This window comes from Streptosporangium sp. NPDC049376, assembly GCF_044466505.1.
In the GTDB taxonomy this organism is placed as follows: domain Bacteria; phylum Actinomycetota; class Actinomycetes; order Streptosporangiales; family Streptosporangiaceae; genus Streptosporangium.
Genome location: NZ_JBITMT010000035.1, coordinates 25,631 through 51,889, shown reverse-complemented (window position 1 = coordinate 51,889; position 26,259 = coordinate 25,631). Strand labels below are relative to the sequence as shown.

At 69.7% G+C, this 26,259-nt stretch carries 27 protein-coding genes; 17 read left to right on the top strand and 10 right to left on the bottom strand.

All coding sequences use genetic code 11. The annotated features are described in order from the left end of the window. Positions 1-174: 174 nt before the first annotated feature. Complete coding sequence (locus ACIBVQ_RS39490) at positions 175-981, bottom strand: SAM-dependent methyltransferase (RefSeq protein WP_362911692.1); 807 nt, start codon at positions 979-981, stop codon at positions 175-177. Between the two features lie 356 nt (positions 982-1,337). After that, the gene (locus ACIBVQ_RS39485; protein WP_352016474.1) at positions 1,338-2,081 is read right to left on the bottom strand and encodes a hypothetical protein; all 744 of its coding nucleotides are present in this window, start codon (positions 2,079-2,081) and stop codon (positions 1,338-1,340) included. A 290-nt stretch (positions 2,082-2,371) separates the two neighbouring features. On the opposite strand from ACIBVQ_RS39485, the gene ACIBVQ_RS39480 reads away from it, so the two are divergent. Then, the gene (locus ACIBVQ_RS39480) at positions 2,372-4,009 is read left to right on the top strand and encodes an ABC-F family ATP-binding cassette domain-containing protein (protein ID WP_399184005.1); all 1,638 of its coding nucleotides are present in this window, start codon (positions 2,372-2,374) and stop codon (positions 4,007-4,009) included. A 7-nt stretch (positions 4,010-4,016) separates the two neighbouring features. Here the strand turns inward: ACIBVQ_RS39480 and ACIBVQ_RS39475 are convergent, their stop codons facing one another. Next, positions 4,017-4,496 carry a hypothetical protein gene (locus ACIBVQ_RS39475; protein WP_399184002.1) on the bottom strand — a complete coding sequence of 160 codons (480 nt, stop codon included), beginning with the start codon at positions 4,494-4,496 and terminating at the stop codon, positions 4,017-4,019. 129 nt (positions 4,497-4,625) lie between these two features. Between ACIBVQ_RS39475 and ppgK the strand changes: the two genes are divergently transcribed. The 5 genes from ppgK (at position 4,626) to ACIBVQ_RS39450 (ending at position 12,084) form a co-directional block, all read left to right on the top strand. After that, a complete protein-coding gene (ppgK, locus tag ACIBVQ_RS39470; protein WP_362911690.1) occupies positions 4,626-5,360 on the top strand; it encodes a polyphosphate--glucose phosphotransferase in 735 nt (244 codons plus the stop codon). Between the two features lie 116 nt (positions 5,361-5,476). Further along, a complete protein-coding gene (locus tag ACIBVQ_RS39465; RefSeq protein WP_352016470.1) occupies positions 5,477-6,031 on the top strand; it encodes a hypothetical protein in 555 nt (184 codons plus the stop codon). A 111-nt stretch (positions 6,032-6,142) separates the two neighbouring features. Then, positions 6,143-10,015, top strand: coding sequence for an ATP-dependent RNA helicase HrpA (gene hrpA / locus ACIBVQ_RS39460; RefSeq protein ID WP_362911688.1), 3,873 nt, complete (start codon positions 6,143-6,145; stop codon positions 10,013-10,015). A 166-nt stretch (positions 10,016-10,181) separates the two neighbouring features. Continuing rightward, positions 10,182-11,339 (top strand): RICIN domain-containing protein, encoded by a 1,158-nt coding sequence (locus ACIBVQ_RS39455; RefSeq protein WP_399183999.1) that lies wholly within the window; start codon positions 10,182-10,184, stop codon positions 11,337-11,339. Between the two features lie 100 nt (positions 11,340-11,439). Next, complete coding sequence (locus tag ACIBVQ_RS39450) at positions 11,440-12,084, top strand: HAD family hydrolase (RefSeq protein ID WP_399183997.1); 645 nt, start codon at positions 11,440-11,442, stop codon at positions 12,082-12,084. 33 nt (positions 12,085-12,117) lie between these two features. Here ACIBVQ_RS39450 and ACIBVQ_RS39445 read toward each other — a convergent pair whose 3' ends face one another. After that, positions 12,118-12,429 carry a DUF5709 domain-containing protein gene (locus tag ACIBVQ_RS39445; RefSeq protein ID WP_399183995.1) on the bottom strand — a complete coding sequence of 104 codons (312 nt, stop codon included), beginning with the start codon at positions 12,427-12,429 and terminating at the stop codon, positions 12,118-12,120. Positions 12,430-12,513: 84 nt separating this feature from the next. Between ACIBVQ_RS39445 and ACIBVQ_RS39440 the strand changes: the two genes are divergently transcribed. From ACIBVQ_RS39440 to ACIBVQ_RS39410, 7 genes are all read left to right on the top strand, one after another. After that, the gene (locus ACIBVQ_RS39440) at positions 12,514-13,074 is read left to right on the top strand and encodes a TetR/AcrR family transcriptional regulator (RefSeq protein WP_362784833.1); all 561 of its coding nucleotides are present in this window, start codon (positions 12,514-12,516) and stop codon (positions 13,072-13,074) included. A 10-nt stretch (positions 13,075-13,084) separates the two neighbouring features. Continuing rightward, positions 13,085-13,480, top strand: coding sequence for a DUF5360 family protein (locus ACIBVQ_RS39435; RefSeq protein WP_399183993.1), 396 nt, complete (start codon positions 13,085-13,087; stop codon positions 13,478-13,480). A gap of 32 nt (positions 13,481-13,512) precedes the next feature. Then, positions 13,513-13,911 (top strand): metalloregulator ArsR/SmtB family transcription factor, encoded by a 399-nt coding sequence (locus ACIBVQ_RS39430; RefSeq protein ID WP_352016463.1) that lies wholly within the window; start codon positions 13,513-13,515, stop codon positions 13,909-13,911. Further along, positions 13,908-14,540 (top strand): SRPBCC family protein, encoded by a 633-nt coding sequence (locus ACIBVQ_RS39425; RefSeq protein ID WP_352016462.1) that lies wholly within the window; start codon positions 13,908-13,910, stop codon positions 14,538-14,540. Before ACIBVQ_RS39430 ends, ACIBVQ_RS39425 begins: the two co-directional genes overlap by 4 nt. 100 nt (positions 14,541-14,640) lie before the next feature. After that, positions 14,641-15,369 (top strand): PIG-L family deacetylase, encoded by a 729-nt coding sequence (locus ACIBVQ_RS39420; RefSeq protein ID WP_352016461.1) that lies wholly within the window; start codon positions 14,641-14,643, stop codon positions 15,367-15,369. A gap of 464 nt (positions 15,370-15,833) precedes the next feature. After that, the gene (locus ACIBVQ_RS39415; protein WP_399183990.1) at positions 15,834-16,691 is read left to right on the top strand and encodes a helix-turn-helix domain-containing protein; all 858 of its coding nucleotides are present in this window, start codon (positions 15,834-15,836) and stop codon (positions 16,689-16,691) included. Between the two features lie 18 nt (positions 16,692-16,709). Next, positions 16,710-16,934 (top strand): DUF397 domain-containing protein, encoded by a 225-nt coding sequence (locus ACIBVQ_RS39410; protein ID WP_352016458.1) that lies wholly within the window; start codon positions 16,710-16,712, stop codon positions 16,932-16,934. Between the two features lie 347 nt (positions 16,935-17,281). Here ACIBVQ_RS39410 and ACIBVQ_RS39405 read toward each other — a convergent pair whose 3' ends face one another. Then, positions 17,282-18,931, bottom strand: coding sequence for a hypothetical protein (locus ACIBVQ_RS39405; protein WP_399183988.1), 1,650 nt, complete (start codon positions 18,929-18,931; stop codon positions 17,282-17,284). A 355-nt stretch (positions 18,932-19,286) separates the two neighbouring features. Between ACIBVQ_RS39405 and ACIBVQ_RS39400 the strand changes: the two genes are divergently transcribed. Continuing rightward, positions 19,287-19,586 (top strand): hypothetical protein, encoded by a 300-nt coding sequence (locus tag ACIBVQ_RS39400; protein WP_399183986.1) that lies wholly within the window; start codon positions 19,287-19,289, stop codon positions 19,584-19,586. A 133-nt stretch (positions 19,587-19,719) separates the two neighbouring features. Here ACIBVQ_RS39400 and ACIBVQ_RS39395 read toward each other — a convergent pair whose 3' ends face one another. Further along, a complete protein-coding gene (locus ACIBVQ_RS39395) occupies positions 19,720-20,073 on the bottom strand; it encodes a PRC-barrel domain containing protein (RefSeq protein WP_352016455.1) in 354 nt (117 codons plus the stop codon). 107 nt (positions 20,074-20,180) lie between these two features. Then, entirely contained in the window at positions 20,181-21,935 is a 1,755-nt protein-coding gene (locus tag ACIBVQ_RS39390) for an ABC transporter ATP-binding protein (protein ID WP_399183983.1), read from the bottom strand. A 122-nt stretch (positions 21,936-22,057) separates the two neighbouring features. On the opposite strand from ACIBVQ_RS39390, the gene ACIBVQ_RS39385 reads away from it, so the two are divergent. The 3 genes from ACIBVQ_RS39385 to ACIBVQ_RS39375 all read left to right on the top strand — a co-directional run bounded on the left by ACIBVQ_RS39385 (position 22,058) and on the right by ACIBVQ_RS39375 (position 24,285). Continuing rightward, positions 22,058-22,474 carry a MarR family transcriptional regulator gene (locus ACIBVQ_RS39385; RefSeq protein ID WP_352016453.1) on the top strand — a complete coding sequence of 139 codons (417 nt, stop codon included), beginning with the start codon at positions 22,058-22,060 and terminating at the stop codon, positions 22,472-22,474. Positions 22,475-22,642: 168 nt separating this feature from the next. Beyond that, positions 22,643-23,710, top strand: a complete 1,068-nt coding sequence (locus ACIBVQ_RS39380) for a hypothetical protein (RefSeq protein WP_399183981.1) — start codon at positions 22,643-22,645, stop codon at positions 23,708-23,710. A 14-nt stretch (positions 23,711-23,724) separates the two neighbouring features. Beyond that, positions 23,725-24,285: a type VII secretion system-associated protein gene (locus ACIBVQ_RS39375; protein ID WP_399183979.1), complete on the top strand. Its 561-nt coding sequence runs from the start codon at positions 23,725-23,727 to the stop codon at positions 24,283-24,285. 38 nt (positions 24,286-24,323) lie between these two features. Here ACIBVQ_RS39375 and ACIBVQ_RS39370 read toward each other — a convergent pair whose 3' ends face one another. The 3 genes from ACIBVQ_RS39370 to ACIBVQ_RS39360 form a co-directional block, all read right to left on the bottom strand. Next, entirely contained in the window at positions 24,324-24,653 is a 330-nt protein-coding gene (locus ACIBVQ_RS39370; RefSeq protein ID WP_352016450.1) for a hypothetical protein, read from the bottom strand. Continuing rightward, complete coding sequence (locus ACIBVQ_RS39365; protein ID WP_362784864.1) at positions 24,650-25,048, bottom strand: YbaB/EbfC family nucleoid-associated protein; 399 nt, start codon at positions 25,046-25,048, stop codon at positions 24,650-24,652. The genes ACIBVQ_RS39370 and ACIBVQ_RS39365 overlap by 4 nt, the downstream gene beginning before the upstream one ends. A gap of 74 nt (positions 25,049-25,122) precedes the next feature. After that, entirely contained in the window at positions 25,123-26,193 is a 1,071-nt protein-coding gene (locus ACIBVQ_RS39360; RefSeq protein WP_362784867.1) for a hypothetical protein, read from the bottom strand. Positions 26,194-26,259: the final 66 nt, after the last annotated feature.

Sequence of the window (26,259 nt, the reverse complement as noted above, 5' to 3'; positions counted from 1 at the left end):
GAGAAGGACTGGGGGCTGTTCGGTCGTCAGGCGGTGGAGTTCCATCTGCGCAACGCGCGGGCCTGGGCGAACCGGGCCACGGGGGAGGATCTCGCAGCGCAGATCGACCCCGACTTCGTCTTCGGGCCCCAGGTCACGGTCGCGGGCTCCCCGGTCTGAGACGCGAGATCGGCGTCAGGGCTTGCGGCCCACGCCGCACACGATCAGCGCCTCCGACGGGTCGTCGTAGAGCGGGAAGTCGTCGGGGCGCCACTCCGGCAGCCAGACGAGTCCTGGCCTGACCAGGTCGAACCCGTCGAACAGCTGCCGGATGTCCGTCCTGGACCGCAGGGTGAGCGGTGAGCTGGCCCGCCGGTAGACCTCCGTGCCCTTCCGCGCGGCCTCCCGGCGAAGGTCGTGGGTCCCGTGGGAGAGGACCAGGTAGCTTCCCGAGGGCAGGGCGTCCCTGAGCGTGGCGATGATGCGCCGGGGGTCGTCGGCCTCGGTGATGAAGTGCATGATGGCCACCAGGAGCAGGGCCACGGGCTTGGAGAAGTCGAGGTGGTCGTGGATCTCGGAGGCGCCGAGGATCTCCTCGGGCCGCCGCAGGTCGCCGGAGACGACCGTGACCTCCCCCTTCGCCCCTCGTAGGAGGGCCCTGGCGTGTGCCAGGACGATCGGGTCGTGGTCGACGTAGGCGACACGGGCCTCCGGGATGATCTCCTGTGCGACCTCGTGGACGTTGCCCTGCGTCGGCAGCCCGGTGCCGATGTCGAGGAACTGCTCGACGCCCTCGTGGGCGAGGAACCTGACGGCTCTGCCGAGGAAGGCGCGGTTCTCCCTGGCGGCGGTGCGGACCTGGGGGACGGAGGCGAGGATCTCCTCGGCGGCGAGGCGGTCGGCGGGGAAGTTGTCCTTCCCACCGAGGTAGTAGTCGTACAGCCTGGCGACGCTTGGAGTGTTGACGTCGATCCCGCGGTGCGTCCACTCTTCGTCGGCCACGTTCACCCTCCGCCTGGACAGTCGTGAAGATCTCTAGCCTGAGCGTAATGCCCAATGTGTAGCCATAGGCAATATTTTCAGCAGCAAGCATTACCGGACTTGCGTCCGCCGTACCTGGGGAGATGTGGGAGCGCTACCACGATGCCGCCGCAGTGCTGTCGCAGTGCCGTCGCGGCGGGGCCGCGGGGGTGTCAGGGGGCCGGCCGTACCGGCGCGTGAAAAAGGGGCGGAAGCCCGGGGAAACCCGGGCTTCCGCGCCACGCGGGCCCGCCCGAGGGGGGCAGGCGTCGCGCTCCTTGCCAGAGGCCATGCTTTACACGAAGGCCTCAGGGACCTCGGTGAGCCGTCTCAGGGACTCAGCGGTGCCAGCCGCCGCCCCAGACGCGGACCCGGACCGAACGGCTGGAGCTGTCCTCAAGCCTGTCGGTGCCCTCGAAAACGGCGCGGTACTCGCCGCTACGGGAGGCGCGGGCCTTGGTGCGGAACTGGCCACGCCAGCCGGTGTCGGCCGAGGCGACCCACTTCCAGGCGCTGGAGCCGCGCGAACGGAAGTAGATGCCGACCTCCTCGCCGCGCGCGCCCGCCCAGTAGCGGTGGTTGCGAACCTCAAGACGGCCGGTGAAGTAGACCGAGCGGCCCTTGCGGACCGAGGTGGGGCTGACGCGGAAGCTGCCGACGCGCGTCTCGGTCTTCGCGGCCTGCTCGTGCTTGACGGAGAAGTTGACCTGGTCGGTGAGCTTCTTGCCGTCCCTGTCGTAGGCGTCGGCGATGGCGAGCCAGCGGCCCTCGAAGTCGTCGCTGTCGAAGCGCGTGCTGAAGCGCCACAGGTCGCCGTCGTGGAAGAGCTTGGCCTCGGGCGCCTCCTGGGCGGCGAGGGTGTTGACGGCCGGCCTGAGGCGGAGCTCGACGCGGATCGCCTCCGTCGTGCGGACCTCGACCGTGACGTTCGTGTCGCGGTCCTCGGTGACCACGACGGGGTTGGGGTTCACGCTGTCGATGTGCACGCTGAGGGACGCGCGCTGGGCGGAGGCCGGGCTCGCGCTCAGCAGGAGGGAGCCGCCCAGGGCCGCGGACAGGAGACCGACGGTGATTCGTTTCATGAAGATTTTTTCCTTTTCCCCGTTACCGAAAACGATCAGAGGCGATCGCTTCCACCTCTATAAGACAGGCAGCTGGGTGCAAAAGTTGCTACAAATCTCAAAAAAGCCCGAAGAAAGTTGCCTTCTAGTAACGTTTGCCGGTAAACCCGCAGGTCAGGGCGGTATCGGTAAGTCTCTCCTTTCTTTGACCTCGAAGTAAATCTTGTCCGTTTTGTCCGGAATATGCTTATTTGGGGGTTTGGTGGTAAGGGGGTGCGGAGCGACGCGAGATCACGGATAGCGTTTCCCTCATGAGCGCCACCATCGTCGCCAAGGAACTCGCCGCCGGGCACGGCGACCGTGAGCTGTTCTCCGGCCTCGACCTGGTCGTCGCCCCCGGCGACGTGGTCGGTCTGGTCGGGGTGAACGGCGCGGGCAAGTCCACGTTGATGCGGATTCTGGCCGGGGCACTGCCCCCCGAGCACGGATCGGTACGGCTCAGCCCGCCCACCGCCGTGGTCGGCTACCTTCCGCAGGAGCGCGAGCGCAGACAGGGCGAGACGATCGCGGACTTCCTGGCCAGACGCACCGGGGTCGCCCAGGCACAGCGCGCGCTGGACGCGGCGACCCAGGGACTGGTCGAGGGACGCCCCGGAGCAGACGACGACTACGCCGTGAGCCTGGAGCGGTGGCTCACCCTCGGCGGGGCCGACCTGGAGGAGCGCGCGGAGGAGATCGTCGCCGAGGTCGGTCTCGAAGCCGGGCTCGACCGGCCGATGACGGCGCTGTCCGGCGGCCAGGCGGCCAGGGCGGGAATGGCCTCCCTGCTGCTCAGCCGCTACGACGTCTTCCTGCTGGACGAGCCGACCAACGACCTCGACCTGGACGGTCTCGAACGGCTCGAACGCTTCGTGACCGGGCTGCGCTCGGGCACGGTCCTGGTCAGCCACGACCGCGAGTTCCTGGCCAGGACCGTGAACCGGGTCGTCGAGATCGACCTGCCCCAGCGGCGGATCCGCTCCTACGGCGGCGGCTACGAGGCCTACCTCGCCGAACGCGAACTCGACAGGCAGCACGCCCGTGACGAGTACGAGGAGTACGCGAACACGCTCACCGCGCTCAGGCAGCGGGCCGGGATGCAGCGCGCCTGGATGGAGAAGGGCGTCAAGAACGCGCGGCGCAAGGCCCAGGACAACGACAAGGTCGGCCGGAACTTCCGTACCGAGGCGACCGAGAAGCAGGCGGCCAAGGCCAGGCAGACGGAGCGGATGATCGAGCGGCTCGACGAGGTCGAGGAGCCGCGCAAGGAGTGGGAACTGCGGATGCAGATCGCGGTCGCGCCCCGCGCGGGAGCGGTCGTGGCGACGCTGCGGGGCGCGGTGGCCCGGCGCGGCTCCTTCACCCTCGGGCCGGTCGACCTGCAGGTCGGCTGGGCCGAGCGGGTGGCGATCACCGGGGCCAACGGCTCGGGCAAGTCCACGCTGCTGGCCGCCCTCCTCGGGCGGATCCCGCTGGAGGAGGGCGACGCCTCGCTCGGCCCCGGCGTGGTCGTCGGCGAGATCGACCAGGCGCGTGGCCTGTTCCTGGGGGAGGAGCCCCTGGCGGAGGCCTTCGCGGGCGCGGCAGACGGGATGACCCCGGCGGACGTGCGCACGCTGCTGGCCAAGTTCGGCCTGCGCGCGGCCCACGTGCTGCGCACGGGCGCGACCCTGTCACCGGGGGAGCGCACCAGGGCCGCGCTCGCGTTGCTGCAGGCCAGAGGGGTGAACCTGCTCGTCCTCGACGAGCCGACCAACCACCTCGATCTGGCGGCGATCGAACAGCTTGAGTCCGCGCTCGCCTCCTACCCCGGCACGCTCCTGCTGGTCACCCACGACCGCCGGATGCTCGGCGCCGTGCACACCACCCGGCGTCTGCACGTCGCCGGGGGACAGGTGACCGAGCGCTGAGAGCCGCTCACTTCGACAGGTAGACGACCTTCCAGGTGCCGCCGCTGACGCAGTTGAGCGAGGGCTTGGCGGCCTTGGCCTCGGAGCAGATCTTGGCCTCGATCTCGTAGACGTTCCTGCCGGTGAACGTGAAGGACTTGGGCGTGCCGTAGGAGCAGTTGCGGACGCCGTGCTGCTTGAAGGGCAGGTTCCCGCCCGAGGTCCGGTAGGTGACGCGGAAGATCACCCAGCCGCAGGAGGAGCCCCTGGTCAGGTCGTGGACCTTGCCGGAGACACGGGCCGTGGCCGCGGCCGGGATGTCCGCGTGGTCCTCACCGGAGACCGTCAGGGAGCCCGCGGCCCGCGCCCGGTGCCCGGCGGAGTCGTAGGGGCCCCACGGGGAGGAGGCCTTCTGGGAGGCGGCGCCCGCGGCGGCGGGAGCGGCGAGAAGAGCGGTGGCGGTGAGGGCGGCGGCGGCGAGACCGGCGACGGTCCTGACGATCGTCATCGGGGTGATCCTTTCCTGCGGTGGTGCCCGTAGTCTGCGCCGGGTCGCTTTCAGACGGGTTGACCGCCCGCTGCAAGCGAGTATCAGGGACATGCCGGGGGCAGGAGCCCGGGACAGGAGGAGGTCGTCATGGAGACGCTGGGAATCGACATCGGCGGGTCGGGCATCAAGGGTGCCCCGGTGGACGTCGCCAGGGGCGAGCTGACCCAGGAGCGGTTGCGGATACCGACCCCGATCCCGTCCAAGCCGAAGGCGGTCGCCGAGGTGGTCGCGGAGATCGTCGCGCACTTCGGCTGGACCGGGCAGGTGGGGGTCACCTTTCCCGGGGTCGTGATCGACGGCGTCGCGCGCACCGCCGCGAACGTGGACCACGAGTGGATCGGCACGGACGCGCGGGCGCTGTTCGCCGGGATGACGGGCCTGCCGACGGTGGTGCTCAACGACGCCGACGCGGCGGGCGTGGCCGAGGTGGCGGTCGGCGCCGCCAGGGGAGAGGGCGGCGTGGTGCTGATGCTGACCTTCGGCACCGGAATCGGCAGCGCGTTGTTCGTCGACGGCCACCTGGTGCCGAACACCGAACTCGGGCATCTGGAGATCAGGGGCAAGGAGGCGGAGAAGCGGGCCTCCGACCACGCCAGGGAGGAGGACGAGCTGAGCTGGAGCAAGTGGGCGGGACGGGTCGAGGAGTACCTGCGCCACGTCGAGGCGCTGTTCTCGCCCTCGCTCATCGTGATCGGAGGCGGGGTCAGCAAGAAGGCCGACAAGTTCCTGCCACTGGTCAAGGTGAAAACCCGCGTCGTTCCCGCGACCCTGCAGAACGAGGCGGGCATCGTGGGGGCCGCCATGGCCGCGGCTTTGCCGTAAGGCCCTTGTGTCATATGCCGGAAAGGCCGCGAAGATTTGGATCTTCCTTTGACGGACACGCCCTCTGACCTGGGTAGGTAGCGAGAGTTGGCAAGATCGCACCTGCTGGGGGAGACGTGTTGCAGTCGACTGGCGTGCTGGCTCGCTGGGCGGTGGTCGCCGGGGTGGCCGCCCTCGCTGTCGCCGGAGCGGCGGGGACGGCCGTCGCGGACGGGGTGGGCGGCGAGGAGGTACGGCTGTCGCCCTACCGATCCGGACCGGGGGCGGACCTCAGGATCACGGCGTACGACTGTCAAGGGCCCGCCTACGCCCGCTCGGACGCCTTCCAGAACGAGCCCGAGCTGGAGGAGGACGACTCGGGCGTCGCCGTCGGCTGGGCGCAGGTCGACTACGGCGCCCAGAGCGGCCCGCACACCGTCGAGGTGGACTGCCGGGGCGACGGCGGCACCCTCTACGGCGAGTTCTACGTCGTCGACGGGTACGCCCACCGCGCCGTGGGCGGCCTGGCCCTGGCCAGGGGGGCGGCACGGGCGGCCGAGGGCTGGCAGACGGTCCCCCGGCACCGCGAGCCCGGGTTCACCCCGGGCTGGGAGACGGGCGTGGCCGCGGTGCTCGTGGGCGCGGGGGCGCTGGCGCTGCTGCGGCGGCGCGGCCCGGCCGGACGGGGCTGAGGCCGTACCGCGGCGGGGGCGGGCGCGATATTGGAGTGCGGCGGGAGGCGGCCTGGGGCACGATGGGCCGTTGGCCCGTGACCCACGAGCCGAACGTATTCTGGTCGCAGTATGGGAACGCCTCCGTTGACATCTCCACTCGCCGAACTCCAGGCACGTCTGCCCGAGCTCACGCTGCGTGACCAGCGACGGCTACGGCGCAGGCTCGACGGCGCGCGCCGGGTCAGGAACCGCGCGGCGCAGCAGAAGATCGCCGCGGAGATCACCTCCGACATCGAGCGGGCGGAACGCCGGGTCGCCGACCGCCGCGCCGCGGTGCCCGTGGTCACCTACCCCGAGGCGCTTCCGGTCAGCCAGCGCAGAGACGACATCCTGGCGGCGATCCGCGACAACCAGGTAGTGATCGTGGCCGGTGAGACGGGTTCCGGCAAGACGACCCAGCTGCCGAAGATCTGCCTTGAGCTCGGCCGGGGCGTCCGGGGTCTCATCGGGCACACCCAGCCCCGCAGGATCGCCGCCAGGACCGTGGCCGAGCGCGTCGCGGAGGAGCTGGAGACGCAGCTCGGTGAGGCCGTCGGCTACAAGGTGCGCTTCACCGACCAGGTCGGCGAGGACACCCTCGTCAAGGTGATGACCGACGGCATCCTGCTGGCCGAGCTGCAGACCGACCGCGACCTCGCCCAGTACGACACGCTGATCATCGACGAGGCCCACGAGCGCAGCCTCAACATCGACTTCATCCTGGGCTACCTCAAGCAGCTGCTGCCCAGGCGCCCCGACCTCAAGGTCGTCATCACCTCCGCGACCATCGACCCCGAGCGCTTCTCCAGGCACTTCGGCGGCGCGCCCATCATCGAGGTCTCCGGACGCACCTACCCCGTCGAGGTCCGTTACCGCCCTCTCGGCGAGGACGACGACCAGATCCAGGCCATCGGCAACGCGGTGGACGAGCTGTGCGCCGAGGGCCCCGGCGACATCCTGGTCTTCCTGAGCGGAGAGCGTGAGATCCGCGACACCGCCGACGCGCTGTCCAAACGCAAGGACGCCGAGGTGCTGCCGCTGTACGCCAGACTGTCGGCGGCCGAGCAGCACCGGGTGTTCCAGCGGCACTCAGGGCGCCGGATCGTGCTGGCGACCAACGTGGCCGAGACCTCGCTGACCGTGCCGGGCATCAAGTACGTCGTCGACCCCGGCTTCGCCCGCATCTCCCGCTACAGCCACCGCACCAAGGTGCAGCGCCTGCCGATCGAGGCGATCTCCCAGGCCTCGGCCAACCAGCGCAAGGGACGTTGCGGCCGTGTCTCGGAGGGCGTGTGCATCCGGCTCTACGAGGAGGACGACTTCCTCACCAGGCCGGAGTTCACCGACCCGGAGATCCTGCGCACCAACCTCGCCTCCGTCATCCTGCAGATGACCTCCATCGGCCTGGGCGACATCGCGGCCTTCCCGTTCGTCGAGCCGCCGGACCAGCGCCAGGTCAAGGACGGCTACGACCTGCTGCTCGAACTCGGCGCCTTCGACCAGGCCAGGCAGATGACCCCGCTGGGCCGCAAGCTCGCCGGTCTGCCGGTCGATCCCCGCCTGGCACGCATGGTGATCGAGGCCGACCGCAACGGCTGTGTCCGCGAGGTCATGGTCATCGCCGCCGCGCTGTCCATCCAGGACCCCAGGGAACGGCCCGCGGACAAGCAGCAGGCGGCCGACGAGAAGCACCGCCGCTTCGCCGACAAGGAGTCGGACTTCATCTCCTACCTGAACCTGTGGAACCACCTGCAGGAACAGCAGCGGGAGCTGTCGTCGAGCGCCTTCCGGCGGTTGTGCAAGAGCGACTTCCTGAACTACCTGCGCGTGCGCGAGTGGCAGGACGTCTACAGCCAGCTCCGCCAGATGTCGAGGTCGCTCGGCGTCACGCAGAACGAGGTCCCCGGCGACGAGCAGAAGATCCACATCTCGCTGCTGTCCGGCCTGCTGTCCCACGTCGGCGTCAAGGACATCGACAGGAAGACCACCAACGACGGTCCTCGCAGGCCCATCACCGAGTATGTCGGCGCGCGCAACGCCCGCTTCGCGATCTTCCCCGGCTCGGCGCTGGCCAAGAAGCAGCCGCTGTGGGTGATGTCGGCCGAGCTGGTCGAGACCTCCAGACTCTGGGCCAGGGTCAACGCCAAGATCGAGCCGGAGTGGGTCGAACCGCTCGCCCCGCACCTGATCAAGCGCACCTACTCCGAGCCGCACTGGGAGAAGAACCAGGGCGCGGTGATGGCCTACGAGAAGGTCACCCTGTACGGCGTGCCGATCGTGGTGCAGCGCAAGGTCAACTACGGCCGCATCGACCCGGAGCTGAGCCGGGAGCTGTTCATCAGGCACGCCCTGGTCGAAGGCGACTGGGAGACCCACCACGCCTTCTTCAAGGAGAACCGCAAACTCCTTGAGGAGGTCGAGGAGCTTGAGGAGCGGGCCCGGCGCCGCGACATCCTCGTGGACGACGAGACGCTGTTCGACTTCTACGACCAGCGCGTCCCCGCCGACGTCGTCTCCGGGCGCCACTTCGACGTCTGGTGGAAGAAGACCAGGGGCGACCAGCCCGACCTGCTGAGCTTCGAGAAGTCGATGCTGATCAGCGAGGCGGCGGGCGAGGTCAGCCAGCGCGACTATCCCGACGTGTGGCGCCAGGGCGGCCTGCGCTTCCCGCTGACCTACCAGTTCGAGCCCGGGACCGACGCCGACGGCGTCACCGCGCACATCCCGCTCTCGCTGCTCAACCAGGTCAACGTCGAGGGCTTCGACTGGCAGATCCCCGGCCTGCGCGAGGAACTGCTCACCGCGCTGATCCGCAGCCTGCCGAAGCACATCCGCCGCAACTTCGTGCCCGCCCCCAACTACGCCAAGCAGGTGCTCCAGCGGGCCAGGCCGACCCAGGAGCCGCTGCTGGCGGTGCTGGAGCGGGAACTGCTCAACCTGACCGGGATCCAGGTGCCCAGGGAGGCCTGGCAGCCCGACCTGGTCCCGGAGCACCTGAAGATCACCTTCCGGGTGATCGACGGCCGCAAGCACAAGCTGGCCGAGAGCAAGGACCTGGCCGAGCTGAAACGGCGGCTCGCCCCCAAGCTCCGTCAGACCCTCTCGAAGGCGGCCGACGGCCTGGAACGTTCGGGCCTGACCGCCTGGAGTGTGGGGGAGCTGCCCAAGACGTTCGAGCAGCGCAGGATGAAGGCCTACCCCGCACTGGCCGACGAGGGCGCGACCGTGGCCGTGCGGATGTTCGAGACCGAGGTCGAGCAGCGCAGGGCCATGTGGGAGGGCACCCGCAGGCTGCTGCTGCTCAACACCCCGTCCCCGGTCAAATGGGTGCTCGGCCGCCTGGACAACCAGGCGAAGCTCGCACTCAGCCGCAGCCCGCACGCGGGCGCCGTCGCGCTGTTCGACGACTGCGTCGCCTGCGCCGTCGACGAGCTGATGACGAGGTCCGGCGGGCCCGTCTGGGACGGCCCCGCCTTCACCGCCCTGCACGACAAGGTCCGCGCCGAGCTGTTCGACACCACGGCCGAGGTGGTCGACCGGGTCAGGGACATCCTGGCCGTCTGGCACACGGTCGTCACCCTGCTGCCCCAGGGCGCCTCGACCCCGGCCGTGGAGGACATCCGCGACCAGGTGGACGACCTCGTCCACGACGGGTTCGTCACCGAGACCGGCTACCGGCGCCTGCCCGACCTGCTGCGTTATCTCAGGGGGGCACAGCGCCGCCTGGAGAAGATGCCGGACGACCGTTTCCGCGACGAGGAGCGCATGCACCGGGTCCACGACATCGAGGACGAGTACCACGAGCTGGTGGAGAAGCTTCCCCCCGCCCGCCGTACCGGTGACGACGTCCGGCAGATCCGGTGGATGATCCAGGAGCTGAGGGTCAGCTACTTCGCCCAGACCCTCGGCACGCCGTACTCGATCTCCGACAAGCGCATCCGCAAGGCGATGGAGAAGCTGTGAGCAGCTGATTGATCTTCTTTGTTTCGTGGTGCATTCATGATCGCTTCATGAGTCGTACTCGCTTTGCGCTCTACATTGCTCCCCGAAAGGCCGGATTGTCTGGCTATTTTTCCTGAGGAGCATTGTGAAACCGATTGTGCGTAAGGTCTTAGCGATCATGCTTGCCATGTCGGCGGCCGTGGTCTCCGCCGTCGTGGTCTCCGCCACGCCCGCCCTGGCGGACCGCCCGCCGGCGCGGATCGCCGAGGACTGCGCCAACGCGAGACCCGCGATGCAGGGCGACTACCTGTACTGGGTGCCCGACTGCCGGGTCGATGTGATCTCCGGCACGGAGACGTACGCCGCTCCCAAGGTCGTGGGCCAGGTGGCTCTCGCCTGCAACTCCAGCGGGGGAAGTACGACCGTCAACGCCTCAAGCACCACCTCGACCTCTTTCTCCTTCGGCCTCGACATCGGCGGCAAGCGCAAGTTCGGTGACCTTGAGGGGCAGGTCGGCGCCAAGCTCGGCTGGACCTGGAGCTGGTCCCAGAGCCGGGGCTGGGCCGTCAGCGTGCGCATCCCCGGCTGGTCCGTCGGCTGGATCGAGAGCAGGGACGCGGTGCGCAAGCTGGTCGTGAACATCAAGGCCGACTACGACGACGGCCGTGGCTTCGCCGAGAAGGCCAAGGACCAGGTCATCTACGCCCCGAACCCGAACAAGGACAACCTCTGGGTGCTGCGCAGCAGGCCGCTGACCGACTGGGAGATCAAGAACCGTTGCGGCAACGGCCTCGCCGCCGGCACCGGGCTCAAGGTCACCTCCGTTCCCACCTCCGAGGCCCCGGTCGCCGCCGAGGTCTCGGCGCAGGCGGCCACCTACGGCCCCGACTTCCGCTTCTGGACCAAGAGCCAGGGCCGGCTGCTCAGCACCTACAGCTTCAAGTGCATGACCGTGCACAACGGCGCCTCCGCCGACGGGACCAGGATCGTGCAGAACGACTGCAAGCCCGACCGGCCCAAGGAGCAGCTCTGGGAGACCGTGAAGCGCCCCGACGGCCCGGTCCCCTACGTCATGTACAAGAACTCCAAGACCAAGAAGTGCCTCGACGTCAGCGGGAACGAGCAGGCGGACGGGCTGCCCCTTGAGCTGTACACCTGTGTGCCCACGGCGCCGGTGCAGAGCTGGCTGACCGAGTCCGTCACGGCCGGGCTGCCGCCCTTCTACGAGGGCCAGCCCGCCTTCTTCCTCAGGAACAAGAAGACCGCCAAGTGCGGGTCCCTGGACTTCTACAACGGCCTGGAGGTCGAGGGCAGCCGGCTGATGCAGTACCCCTGCCACCGCTGACCGGCGAGTCCTGATCCGGGGCGGGCGTACGGCGGGCGGGGCGCCGGGGCCCGTTCCCGGGACGGAAAGTAGGATCGGGGCCGATCGAAGGGGGAGGGCCGTGGTCAAGGCGGTGGTGTTCGACGTGGGGGAGACCCTCATCGACGAGACGCGGATCTGGTCGCGCTGGGCCGACCGGCTGGGGGTCACCCGCTTCACCATGCTCGGCGTGCTGGGCGGGATGGCCGCGCTCGGCAGGTCCTTCGAGGACGCCTTCCAGCTCCTGAGGCCCGGCTTCGACCTTGAGAAGGAGCAGGAGGCCTGGCGGCGGGACGACCCGGACGGGCTGCGGGTCAACTTCGACGCCGACGACCTCTACCCGGACGTACGGCCCGGCCTGGCCGCGCTGCGCGACCTCGGCTACGAGCTGGTCGTCGCGGGCAACCAGCCGCCGCAGGCCTACGACGCGCTGGTCGCGATGGACCTTCCGGTCGACTCCATCCACACCTCCGACGGCTGGGGGGTGGCCAAGCCGGAGCCGGCGTTCTTCGCCAGAGTGGGGGAGGTCTGCGGCCGTGAGCCGGAGGAGATCCTCTACGTGGGCGACCGGCTCGACAACGACGTCCTGCCCGCCCGTACGGCGGGCATGCGCACGGCGTTGATCCGCCGGGGCCCGTGGGGCCACCTGCACGCGCTGAGCCCCGAGGCGGCCCTGGCCGACCACGTGGTCGGCGGCTTCCCCGAGCTGGTCGAAGCCCTCTCCTGAGCCCGGGCTCCTTTTCCCCGGGTCTGGGCCGGGTCAGTCCGGCTCGATGTGGATCGCGCGTTCCTCGGCCGACAGGTCGCCGCTGTCGGGGCCGACGTCGGTCGCGTACTCCTCCGAGGTCTCGTCGGGACCGATCCCCTCGTCCGGCGCCACGAGGCGGTCCTCCGGGCGCGGGACGTGCTGACGGTCGGGCGCCTCACGCCAGAGCCGCTCGTCGAGGGTGTCGCGGTGCTCGGGGTCGTCCGGGGTGATCTCGTGCTCGAAGCCGAGGTCGTCGGTCCACTCCTCGACCTCGTTGGCCTGCTCGTCGCTCAGACCTTCACGGTCCGGAGGCATCTCACTCATACTCCCGCCCTACCCGTTTTGGGAGGCGAAACCCCGAATGTCGCATGTCTGAAACTGTACCGGTCGGCCGGTATGGTTACGGGCATGCCACGACCGAGTTCGAAGGAACGGCTGCTCGACGCCGCAGCCGAGGTGTTGCTCACCGAGGGGGCCGAGTCGCTGACCCTGGAGGCCGTCGCGCGCCGCGCCGGGGTCTCCAAGGGCGGGCTGTTCTACCACTTCCCCACCAAACAGGCCCTGGTCGCCGGGATGGTCGAGCGCCTGGTCGGCGCCTTCGACGCGGCGCTGGCCGGCGCGGGAGAACGCCCCGGCGACGCCCTGCGCGCCTACGTCACCGCGACGATCCCCGAGGCTCCGGAGCCCGCCGGGGGGCTGCCCGCCGACCGGGTCACCGCCGCCCTGCTCGCCGGGGTGCTCGTCGATCCGGCGGGTCTGGCGCCGCTGCGCGAGCGCTACGCGGCCTGGCAGCGCAGGCTCGTCGAGGACGGGGTCGATCCCGCCGTCGCCACCCTCGTGCGCCTGGCCGTCGACGGCTGGTGGGCGGCCCGGCTGCTCGGCCTGGCCGTACCCGAGGCGGGGCTGCACGAGCGGGTCCGCGGACACCTCATGGAGATGATCGACGGGGTGGTCGACAGTGGCCGGTAAGGGTTTCGCCGTGACCAAGAGGCTGATGTTGCTCACTGACGTGGGCTTCCTGGTCTACTTCTCGGTCACCGGTCTGGGGCTCATCCCGGCCGCCTGGGCCTTCGCCGACTACACCGAGCCGCTGATGGTCTCCTGGAACTGGTCGTTCCTCTGGATCGACTTACTCGCGAGCGCGACCGGCCTGCTCAGCCTTCACCTGCTGCGCCGGGGGGCGCCCGAGGCGGAACGGCTGATGCTCGTCTCCCTGGTCCTGACCTCGGCCTCGGGGCTCATGGCCGTCGCCTTCTGGACGCTGCGCGGGGACTTCTCCCTCGCCTGGTGGCTCCCCAACCTCTATCTGCTGCTGTTCCCGATGCCCGCGATCGTCCGCCTCGTCAGGCCGACCGGTCGTATATATCGAGGTTGACTTATATAAGCGACTGTCGATATTTTTTTCTCGTGCACGCGTTCGATGTGCTGGGCGACCCGGTGCGCCGCAGGATCCTGGAGCTGCTCGCCGACGGCGAGATGACCTCGGGTGCGGTGTGCGCGGTCATCCAGCGGGAATTCGAGATCTCACAGCCCGCCGTCTCCCAGCACCTCAGGGTGCTGCGGGACAGCGGCTTCGCGGACGTGCGTCCCGAGGGGACCCGCCGCTTCTACACCGTGCGGCACGAACCCCTGCGGGACCTGGACGCCTGGCTCGGCCGTTTCCGCGCCTTCTGGGCTCCACGCCTGGACGCCCTGGCCACCGAGCTGGCCCGGGGCAGGCGCGAGCGGCGCCTGGCCGGACAGGAGCCTCCCGCGAACCCGGCGGAGCCGGAGTCCCCGGCTCCCGACGACAGGAGCAGTTCATGATCGAGACGACCCACCAGATCAACGCCGTACGGCGTCGCGTCGGCACCCGGGTGCTCGACGAGGGCGAGGCCCGGGTCACCGTCATCAGCCAGACCTACGACGCCTCCGTCGAGGACGTCTGGGACGCCTGCACCAACCCCGAGCGCATCCCCCGGTGGTTCATGCCCGTCTCGGGCGACCTGCGGCTGAAGGGCCGCTACCAGCTCGAAGGCAACGCGGGCGGCGTGATCGAGACGTGTGACCCGCCCAACGGCTTCACCGCGACCTGGGAGTTCGGCGGGGGGATGAGCTGGATCGAGGTCAGTCTCGACGCCGAGTCCGACGGCCGGACGCGCTTCACCCTGGAGCACATCGCGCACGTCGACGACGAGCGCTGGGCCGAGTTCGGTCCCGGGGCGGTCGGTGTCGGCTGGGACCTGGCGTTCGTCGGCCTGGCCCTGCACCTGTCGTCCGGGCAGGCCGTCGACCCGGGGGAGGGCGTGGCGTGGACGCTCTCCGAGGAGGGCAGGCGGTTCATCGAGCTCAGCAGCCAGGGGTGGCGCGAGGCGAGCGTCGCGGCGGGCACCGACGAGGCCGAGGCGCGGGCGGCCGAGAGCCGTACCACCGCCTTCTACGCGCCCCCGCAGTGAAATATCCGTTACAACCCTCTGGTCCGAAAGCTCCCGTTACGATGAGCGGCTACTGATCGTTCACAGTGGGGGATACACGGTGGGGCTCAGGTTGTTGTGCGTGCACGCGCATCCGGACGACGAGGCGATCTGGACCGGGGGGACCCTGGCGAGATACGCCGACGAGGGCGCCACGACCGCCGTCGTCACGTGCACCGGGGCGGACGCGCCCCAGAGGGTCGAGGAGCTCGAACGCTCCCTGGAGATCCTCGGCGCGGGAAAGCCGAGGCTGCTGGGCTACACGGGCTTGGCGAACGGCACCCCGCGCTTCCGCCAGGCGCCGTTCGACGAGGCCGTGGGGCGGGTCGTCGAGCACATCAGGGAGTTCAGGCCCGACATCGTGATCACCTACGACGGATACGGCGCCTACGGTCACCCCGAGCACGTCCACGCGCACCGGGTGACCGTGGCCGCGGTCGAGGCGGCGGGATACGACCAGCTCTACCGGGACGCGGGTACGCCGTGGCGGCCCCGCGCCCTCTACCTGGCGACCCTCCCGCGCTCCGTCGTGATCGCGCAGTGGCAGGCGGTGTTCGGCACGCCTCCCGAACCGGGCCAGACGTTGCCGGGCGTTCCCGACGAGGAGATCACCACCCGCCTCGACGTCGGGCCGTGGGCCGAACGCAAGCTGGCGGCCATGCGCGCGCACGACTCCGAGGTCAAGCGGGGCGGGTCGCTGACCATGCTCCTGTCCCTGCCCGACGACATGCTGGCGCTCGGCCTGAACAACGAGTGGTACCGCCGCCTGTCCTACGACGGCCCCCAGGAGAGCGCCCTGTCGGCGGACTGACGGCGCTGTCGGCGCTTCGCCACCTGCCGTAACCCTGGACGACGCCCACGGTGGCCGCCGTATCGCACGGCAGTTGGAGACCGTAGGCGATCACCTCGGTCTCTCCTTCGTCGAGCTCCTGGACCAGTGCGAACGCGCGTACCCCGAAACCGACGTCCCCGGCGGGGGGATGGGGGACAATCGAGAGGTCGGAACCAGTGGAGTGCTCCATCACGGAGTGCTTCCTTTCGACGTCAGAGGCCGGGACGGGCTGCCCTTCAAGCAGAGCCCATCCCGGCCTTTCCCTTTTCTTCGCTCTGCCGTGAGTCCGTTCGGCTGACAGAGAGCTTCCCGGTGATGTATTCAGCGTGACCTTGTCATTACTGTGTGTATAGTTACACGCACGGGGATCGCTCGACAAGTTGTCCAGCATCTTTGTTTGGAAAGCCCCTTGTGTTGCGTGGATGTGCCCGGAAAGGTGGGTTATGGCTGCCGCGAAATGGGTCACGTTGCGTTCCCAATGGCTCGGTCAGCAACTGCGGGAGCTACGTGAGGCCAATGGCCTGATTCTCAAGGACGCCGCCGAATACCTGCAGCGCGACCCCGCGACCGTCAGTCGTTTCGAGACGGGCGGCTACCCCATCCGCCGCCCCGACCTGCTCGCCCTCCTCGACCTTTACGGCGTCGCCGACCCCAGGGGTCGTGAGGAGTTCATCAGGCTCAGCCAGGAGGTCTGGAAGAAGGGCTGGTGGGACGGCTACGCCGGAGAGGTGACCGGGGCGTTCGTAGACTTCGTCTGGCTGGAGTCCCGGTCACTGGAGATCCGAGGCTTCGACAGCATGATCCTGCCCGGTCTGTTCCAGACTTCGCGGTATGCGCGGGTGGTGATCTCGACGGTCGAGCGCGGCGCGGCCGAGACGCAGATCGACCGCTGGATCGATTTTCGTATGGGGCGTCAGAAGATTCTCGACGGAGACAACCCGCCGCGTTTCATGTCGATCATCGACGAGTCGGTGCTGCGCCGCGAAGTCGGCGGCAGGGAATGCCAGGCGGAACAGCTCTGCCATCTCGCCGACCAGGCAGCCAGGCCGAATGTGGAGATTCGCGTCCTGCCGCTCAGTGCGGGAGCGCATTCCTGCTCTACGGGCGCGTTCCGGATTTTCACCCTGGGAGAGGGGTTTCCTGGGGTCGGCTATGCCGAAACGCCGAAGGGAGCTATCTACGTAGAATCGCCGGATAGTGAGAGCTTTGTGCGGATGTACGAGGAGACGCTGAAGCTCACGCTCAGCCCCAAGGAGTCAGTTGAATTCATCATCGCGACAGCGGAAGATTTGTCGCGGTAGGCGAGTGGAAGGTAGGGCATGTCCAGCTCTGAGGACCTGGCCCGGGTGGCCTGGCACATCAGCACGAAGAGCGACAACATGGGCGGAAGCTGCGTCGAGGCGGGGCCGTTGCTGGACGGGAGTGGGCGGGTGGCCGTGCGGCACAGTCATCGGCCCGACGGTGAGGTGATCGTCTACTCGCGGGGTGAGTGGGAGGCGTTCATCGGCGGCGTCAAGGACGGCGAGTTCGACTTCCCCGCCTAGTACTCCAGTGACACTTCGCGATCATTGCTCGGATTTGCGCTGGTAGTGGCGGCGCGGCGTGGTTCGACGCGGCCGAAGTGGCTGGCGATTCGGGTCATCGGCTCGTTGAAGATGACCATCCAGCCGTCAGGATCTACGCTGTGGCGCGCGGCCACCGCACGATCTTTGGTTGTCTTCACAAACTCCGAATGATCACGCGGTGGCCGTTGCCATGTGACCCGGTTCCACAAGATCGTGAACTGTCACTGGGGTATTAGTCATGGGCTACCGGGACCGTCAGGGCCTGGTGAGTCCCGCCGGATTCCGGCCGAGGTGCCCGGTCCGGCGGCCGGGCACCGGTCGTCGGGTCACTTGACGATGATCTGATGGGTGGCCTGGGCCGGTCCGGTCCCGCCGTCCCCCGCATAGCTCGCGAGGTAGCTGTACCTGCCGGCGTTGGCGGGCGTGTCGGTGAACGTGTACGTGCCGTCGGCGTTCACCCTCACCGGCGGGAGCTTGACGGTCTTACCGCTGGTGCCCTTGGCGTACAGGGTGCGCTGCACGGTGAGCGTGGACCCCGGAGAGGGCGGCCTGTCACCCGCCGCCAGGACGCCGCTCAGGTCCACGGCCGTGCCGGCGACGCCGGACTGCGGCCCTGTCAGGGTGAGCGTGGCTTCACGCTTGACCGTCACGGTGACGGAGGCGCTGCTGCGGCGGTGGCCGTCGTCGCCGTCCCAGAACACCCAGTAGATCACCTCGCCGATGTACGGCGGCAGCTCGAAGACGGGCGTGTCCTGGAAGGTGAACGTGCCGTCCTGCCGCGTCGTCACGCCGGTGATCGGCAGTTTCCTCCAGCCGGGCAGGTACTGGATCACCGTGAGCGGCTTGAGCCCGAGCGCCTCGCCGTCGGCGCGGGTGAGCCGCCCCTCGACGGTGATCGGCGAGCCGGCGTACGCGTCCGCGGGGGCCGTCACCGTGAGCTTGGTGGCCGGTAGCGCGACGCCCGTCACCCGCCACAGCAGCAGCCGGTCCGTGGAGCTGCGCAGCAGTGCGAAGACGTCCGTGCCGGAGAACGCGACGCTGTCCGGGAGCAGTTCGGCGTCCGACTGGTCGGCCGCGAACAGCTCCGCGCCCGTCGCCGCGTCGTAGAGGGTGAGGTCGGTGCTGCCCCACTGGCGTCCGGCCGCGACGTACGCGCCGTCCGAGCCGAGCGCCACGGCGGACGGGTACCCGTCCCAGCCGTCGCCGTAGGTGCCGGTCGCCGCCAGGGTCCTGGTGTCGTACCTGGTGAAGTGACCGGGGGCGTCGGCCGCGCTGAACAGGGTGCCGCCGTCGGAGCTCAGGGTGAGGTCGCGCAGGGAGTCGATGCGCCACTCCTCGCCGTCGATCGTGCCGCGCAGCATGGGGGCGCCGTCGCCGAGGTCGTAGACCAGCATGTCGGCGTGGTGCAGGGCGGTCTGGCCGACCACGAGCGTGTCGCCGGCGGCCGCGAGCACGGGAGGCCGCAGGTGCTCGCCCCCGACCGCCACGGGCGCCGGGGCGCTCGCGCTGAGATCCAGACCGACGACGCCGCCGGGGCCGTTGTCGCATCCGTGCCCCACCCACAACCGCTCGCCCAGCAACGCCAGGGTGGACGGGCAGGGGTGGGCCGACAGGTCGATCCGGCGGGTGACGGCGAGGCTCGCGGTGTCGATCTCGGCGACCTCGTTCGGGCCGGTGAGAGCCGCGTACAGGCGGGTGCCGTCCGCGTTCACGGCCAGCTCTTGGACGCCGGGCAGGTCGGTGACGACACCGCCGGTGAGGTTTCCGTCAGTGCCGGCCACGATGATGCGGTCGCCGGCCGGAACGAACACCCGGCCACCGCCGACGGCCAGGTCGGCGGTGTAGAAGTCGGTGACCCCGAGGTCGGTGGTGGTGCCGGCCGCCGAGGCGGCGGGGGCCGTGACGGTGAGCAGGCCGGTGATCAGGCCGGCAGCCCCGCAGTAAGCGGCTAATCGGCGAACCAGGGATGGGGACACGAGAGCCTCCTGCCGGGATGGGAAAATATGTTCTAATAACGTCTCATGGGTGCTCCCACGTCAAGATCATTCGGTCGCGCGACACCAAACCGTGATCAAGCACTCTCCGGGGTTAGAGACCGGGACGATTGTCGGTGCCCGCCGACATAGTCGTCGCCATGACGATTCCCCTCACGTGAGTCCGCGCCGTCCGCGGCCACGAGCCAGGCGCTGGACGGGATGACCCTGCGCTGCAGGAAGACCGGCGGCCAGCTGCTGGCGTCCGTGCCCAGGGCCGTGCGGTCCGGCCCGGTCGGTGAGCAGTTCGCGGCGCTTTGAGCACCTGGACGGGCACGAAAAGGAGTGCCGCGCCACCGTGGAGTCATGGATGCTGAACGGGCTGCCGGTGCCTGCCGGACTCCTCGCCGGGGCGTGGCCCGACCCCTGGTGGCGGGCCTGCCTGCGGCACCTGGTGGTCCGCGTGGAGGGGCGGGCCGAGCTGCTGGAGGAGGTGTCCGAGGACAGGCGGGTGAGCGTCAGGACGGCGGACGGCGTCCCGTACGAGTCGCCGCCCGGCGCCCCGGTGACTCCGGCGCACCCCTCCTGCTGGACGCCCCGGGGCCGTGGCGGCGGCTGCTGGCGGAGCATGACGCCGTTCAGGACATTGAGCAGGTGAGCCGCCGGGCCCATCGCGGGCGGGAGGGTCATGACCCCGACCCCTCAAGATCCCGAAGTGTCACTGGAGTACTAGCACTTCCCGCCTGGAACGAAGACGGGCCGTCCTGGTTGGGACGGCCTCTCGTGACGGTTCAGGCGGCGGGCAGGCGGCCGTAGTGGTCGTCGAGACGGGTGCGGTACGCGGGCGCCCGGTAGGTGTTCTCGTCGAACTCCGGCGCCCCCTCGATCTCCTCCTTGGTGAGGGCGAGGTGGACGCTGCGGGCGTGCGGGTCGATCCGGGTGACGGCGGCGGCGGGCAGCAGGACCCGCCTGCCGAAGCTCCAGAAGCCGACGTCCACGACCACGAAGCTGTCCCCGGCCACGTTGCTCTCCTCGTCGACCGTGCCGATCACGCCGTCGACGGCCTCGACGTCGAAGCCGATCACACTCAGGCTCTCGTCCTCGAAGACACCGGCACGGTAGGTCCACAGGCTCTCGACGGTCATGTCCGCCCCTCCTCACCGATCATGGATTGCGCAGGGGACAGGGCTACCCGCGGTGACCGGGATAAACGGGCTCGGAGAGCGTTTTCCGATCAGGCCGATGAGGCAGATCAGGCGGGCGTCAGAGCGGCGTCACGCCGTACGAGGGCGGCGTAGTGGCCGCCAGCGGCCAGCAGTTCCTCGTGGGTGCCCCGCTCGGCGACGCGTCCGTGGTCGAGGACCACGATCTGGTCCGCGTCGCGGACGGTCGAAAGGCGGTGGGCGATGGTGATCGTCGTACGGCCCCGCGACAGGGCGTCCAGGGCCTCCTGGACGGCGCGCTCGGTGCGGGTGTCCAGGGCGCTGGTCGCCTCGTCGAGGATCAGCACGGGCGGGTCGCGCAGCAGCGTGCGGGCGATGGCCAGGCGCTGCTTCTCGCCCCCGGAGAAGCGGTGGCCGCGCTCGCCGACGACCGTCTCGTAGCCGTCGGGCAGCGACATGATGTGGTCGTGGATGCGGGCGGCGCGCGCCGCCTCGGCCAGTTCCTCGTCGGTCGCCGACGGCTTGGCGAAGCGGAGGTTGTCGGCGATCGAGGAGTGGAAGAGGTAGGTCTCCTGGGAGACCACGCCGACGACCTCGGCCAGCGTCTCGAAACTCAGCTCCCGCACGTCCACGCCGTCCACGGTCACCCTGCCGCCGGTCACGTCGTACAGCCGGGGCGGCAGGTAGCTCAGCGTCGTCTTGCCCGAGCCGGTCTCGCCGACCACGGCCAGGGTCGTGCCCGCGGGCACGGTGATGTCCACGTCCGACAACGTCGGGGTGACCTCGGCGCCGGAGCCGGAGGCGGCGTAGGAGAAGTCCACGTGCTCGAAGCGCACCTCGCCGCGCACGTCCTGCAGCGTCCCGGTCCCGGGGGTGATGTCCACGGGCAGGTCGAGATACTCGAAGACACGGCCGAACAGCGCCAGGGAGCTCTGCACGTCCACGCCGAGCCGCAGCAGTGAAACGGCGGGCCGGAACAGGCTCATCTGCAGGGTGGTGAAGGCGACGACCGTGCCGATGGAGACCGTCGAGGCCAGCCCGGCCGCCAGGTAGATCACCGCGGGCATCGCCGACAGGACGATCTGGATGGTCGACTGCCGCCAGCGCCCGGCCATGCTGGAGCGGACCCCCAGGGTGGCCAGTTCGTCGGAGGCGGTGGTGAACCGGCCGGTCAGCTCGGGAGACTGGCCCATCGTGCGGCCGAGCAGGATGCCGCTGACCGACAGCGACTCCTGGACCATCGAGGAGAGGGCGGCCAGTTTGCGCTGCCGCTCCGAGGAGATCTTCCTGCGCTCCCGGCCGACCTTGCGGCTGATCCACACGAAGACCGGCATCAGCAGGAGCGAGACAAGGGTCAGCCGCCAGTCGAGCGCGAACATGGCGATGATCGTCGCGATCACGGTGGTCAGGTTGGAGACGATCGAGGCGGTGGTCGAGGTGACCACCGACTGCATGCCGCCGATGTCGTTGGCGATGCGCGACTGCACCTCGCCGGTGCGGGTCCTGGTGAAGAAGGCCAGGGACATGCGCTGCAGGTGCGCGTAGACGCCGGTGCGCAGGTCGTGCATGACGCGCTGGCCGACGGTGTTCGACATCAGGGTCTGTACGACGTCGAGGACGCTGGTGGCGACGGCGACCGTGATCATGCCGAGCACCAGCAGCACCAGCAGACCGGTCCTGTGGTTGGGGATGGCGTCGTCGAGCACCTCGCGCAGCATGAACGGCGAGGCGAGCGAGACGACCGAGGACAGGGCGATGAGGGCGCCGACCACGGCCAGGCGGCCCCGGTAGGGGCGGAACAGGGTGACGATGCGCCGCAGCGGCGCGCGGGGTTCGTCGGCCATGTCGGGTTCTTCGGTGGAAAGGGGGTCTTTGGTTCGTTCGGGCATGCAACCTCTTTCTGATGTTGACTCAAACAGAGGTTAGCTCATATTCACCATCGGGGACAATGAGATAAGTTCATGGGGTGGAGACGGAACTGGCCGAACTGCTGCGAGGAGTCGGCCGTCGGCTGCGCCGGGGGTACGGCGCGCGGTTCGGCCCGCTGGGCCTGACACCGGGACAGGTGCGGGCGCTGTGGGTGATCGCCGAGGCCGAGCCGCCGCTCAGGATGGTGCAGCTCGCCGACACACTCAAGATCGTGCCGCGCTCGGTGACCCCGGTCGTGGACGCGCTTGAGGAGATGGGCCTGGTGCGGCGCGAGGTCGATCCGGCCAACCGCAGATCGACTCTCCTGACGCTCACACCGGAGGGCAGGGTCCGTCACGAGCAGGTCCGCGAGGCGCGCAGGCAGGCGGCGGAGGAGTTGTTCTCGGTCCTCACCCCTGAGCAGCAGGAGCAGCTCAGGGAGCTGCTGAGCCTGGTGGAGAGCCGTCCGGCCTGAGGCCGTGGTCCGGTGTCGTCACCGGATAGGATCAAGGAAGTCGTCCGTCCCGCGGCCAGGAACCGCCGTCGCCGGATCGGTGGGAGTCAAGAAAAGGCGTTCGGCGAGGAGGCCGATCTCATGCGGCATGTCAGCGACGTGTGCCGGTCGCCAGGTTCGTAGATCACCGTGGCACTGCAACCGCCGCCCGAACTCGCCGCCGTCCTCAACCTTGTCGGGTCCTGGCCGGTGGCCGACGAGGACAGGCTCTACGCGTCCGGACAGCGGTGGATCGCGTTCGCGACGACGACGAGCCGTAACTCCTCGGCCGCCGACGCGTACGTCACCCGGACCACGTTCCGCAACGACGGCGACGACATCGAGGCGTTCGACCAGGACTGGCGGGACACCTCGGACCGGTCCGGCGACGCGATCGCCGCCGCCATGCTCATCGGCTCCGCCCAGCAGATCTCTGCCATGGCCGTGCTCGCCACGAAGGTGACGCTGATCGCCGTCGCCGTACGGCTCGCGCAGAACCTGTACCGGCTCGCCGCGGCCTCGGGGCCCACGGCCGGGGTCTCCCTGACGGCCGTGCCCGCCCTCGTGGGCGGCGCCCGCCTGGCCGTACGGCAGATCATCCGTAAAGTGGTCGAACTGCTTGAACGGAGCGCGCTCCGCCTCTTCAAACGGGCCTCCACGCTCCTGCGGAAGCCGGCCGAGCGGGCAGGGGCCGTGCCGCCCCTGCCGCCGAAGCGCCCGCAGCGTCCGCCCACGCCTCCGCGCGGCCCGGACAACTACCTGGAGGCCGCCGCGGACAAGAGCGTCGACGTCAAGAAGATCACCCCCTATCCGATATGGCGCAGGGATCGCGAGCCGCTCTACCGGGCCGACAACAGGTCACCGGAGGAGGTGTTCGAGCAGGGATTCCACCCCCGGGACCCGTCCATGACCGACCTGGACGACTACGTGCACAGAGGGGCCGACTCCGCCTTCGTGGGGACCAGCACGCGCCGGGACATCGACAACGTCCTGCCCCGCCGTTACACCTACGAGGTGGACGCCCCCGGCGGGATCGACGCCAACCGCACCTTCTCCACGGGCAGCGCCCGCCTGCACCACGAGCAGGAGATCGCCTTTCCCGGCGGCGTGCACCGGCGCTACGTCTCCGGCGCCTGGCCGGAAGGGGTGCCGAAGACGCCGGAGAACTTCATCCCCAATCCCCACTTCGATCCCTATCCCGGCTACTCTCAGGCATGATCAGGAGGATTTGAGTGAACGATGTCCCGCCGCCCCCGCCGCTCACCGACGAGCTGAGGGCCCAGGCGCGGCGCAGTCCCGGGACGTGGCTGTACGCGATCGACCCCTTCTTCGATCCCGGCGGCGAGGTGCCGCCGTACGGTGTCGTCGGCGCGTGGCGGGCCGACGAGCGGGGTGAGATCACCGGGGAGTTCCGCCACAATCCGAACTACCGGCCCTCTCCGGTGGCGCTCGGCTATCCCGAGCCGTCCGACCCCCTGGACGCGGCCGTCCAGCTCAGCGCGACCGGCTACGAAACGGGGGAGAGGATCGTCCCCCTGCTCAGGGAGGCCGAGGTGATCGTGGCCGCCGGTCCCGACGGAGGCGTTCCGGTGTTCGACACGGCTGAGGGCCGGGCGGTGTTCGCCTACACGGCCCACACCCACCTGCCCGGCGAGTTCCCGGAGGGCGCGACGGGCTGGCAGCCGATCCGCGGCGGGGACCTGGTCGCGTTGCTGCCGGTGGACGTCGGTGTCGCGATCAATCCCTCGGGGCCGGCCGGCGTGATACTGCCCCCCGCCGACCTGCGTCGCTGACACCTCCCGGGCTGGCGGCCGCGGCGTTCAGGAGGCGTTCAGACGGCCCGCGTGATCCGGTCGACCTCCTCCTCGCTCCGCTGCTCCGCCGAGCGGTAGCTCACGGCCATGAACTCGGCGCCGTCGCCCGTCGTCACGTGACGCTCCGCCAGCGACTCGTAGACCTCCAGCGCGTGCCGGGTCACCGCGTGATAGGCCGCGCCGACCATGCTGCCCATCATGTCCTCCCCCCAGGGGTCGCCCTCTCCCTCAAGGTAGGCGCGCAGGGCCCGGACCTCCTCCAACTGGCTCGTGCCGGTGCCGGAGAGCCCCGTGCCCGTGCTCCGGAGGTCCGCGTGCGAGACGTCCACCCCGTGGTCCGCGGTCATCGCTCCTCCAGGCGCCGTACGGTGGACTCGATCCCCGAGGCGAACTCGTCCAGGCGGCGCGTCACATCGGCGTGAACGCCCTCAAGGCTCTCGGCGAGCCTTCCGGGGTCCGGGATCGCCGCGGGGTCCAGGCCGGGAATGTTCGCGCGGAGGTCGTCGAGGGCCGCGTTCACCGCGGTGAGGATCTCCCGCGCGAGGTCCTCGGAGGCCATCCGCATGACCCGCGGATTGAGGTTCAGCGCGGCCAGCCGCCCGTCGGGGCCGACCAGGACGCTCACCTGGCCGTCCGCCGCCCGGCCACTGCCCTGAAGCGGGTCCCCCCGGTTCTCCGGCGAGGAGAGGGACCGGATGCTCTCCGCAAGCATGTCGTCGAAGCGCTTCCCGTTCTGGTGCACGTTGATCGCTCTCGGTAGGGGAGGAGAAGCCTGACACCGGGAAGCCTACGCGGGCGCACGCCCCGGACCCGGGATCAGGCCAGACGTCTCGTGGTCTCCGCGCCTTCCGTCCCCTCGGTGAGACGCCAGCGGGGACGGCCGCCGACGAAGGTGGCCACGCAGCGGCCCGCCCCCTGACCGAGCAGGGCGGTGTAGGCCGTGCGGGCGCTCGCCTCGACCGCGAAGACGGAGAAGTCGGCGCGGCTCCCCTGGTCGAGGCAGCCGATGCGGTGCGGGCCGTTGGCCATGCCGAGCGCCCTGGCCCCGCCCGTGGTCGCCGCCTCGACGAGGATCCGGGCCAGCTCCTCCCGGCGGGCCATGGGGGCCTCGCGCAGCAGCGCCCTGGCCAGGGTCAGCGGGTCGCCGCCGGTCCTGGTGCCGAAGGCGATCGCCTCGTCGCCGCCGAGCAACCCCTCGGCGGCGAAAGGGGAGGAGATGGCCACCGCCGTACCCCTGACCCGCAGGAGTTTGCGGTCGGCCTCGTCGAGCGGCATGGAGATCGCGACATGGCAGCCGGGTCCCAGCGCCCCGACCTCGTCGAGGAAGATCAGCGGATGGCGGCCGAGCTCGATGTGCAGGCGCAGGCCGAACGTCCGCGACAGGATGGCCAGGTCCTCCATGACGACCGGGTCGGGGGAGTGGGCGGCGATGCCGACGGTCCCCGGGTGGTCGACCTCGCGGATGGCGGTGATCAGCCGGTCGCGTCCCTCACGCTCCCAGGTGCCCTCGTCCGGGCAGTGTGTCTCCAGGTAGGTGATGCCGCCCATGCCGGTCGCGCCGAAGGCGGAGGCGGAGTCCAGGTCGTTCGCGACACCGGCGACCGCGGTGACGCCGTGGGCGAAGGCGGGGCCGTAGGCGCGGTCGAGTCTGAGATGGGCGTCGACCAGACCGGGGACGATCATGCCCGGCCAGCGGGTGGGGGCGACGCCGGGGAAGGCGCTCTCGATCTCTCCGCGCGGTCCGGCTCGCAGCACACGGTTTCCCCTGACCACGACGGCGCCGTCCTCCACGGGAGGCCGGCAGAGCGGCAGGACGAGCGGCGCGGTGTGGATGGCGACCGCCGGAAGCGCACGCGCACCGGCGACGTGGCCGGCGGGCGTGGGCATAGGCACTCCTGGGTGTTTGTCCCTTTAAGAGAGATTAAGTCTAGCGACCTGATGATCTCAAACGGC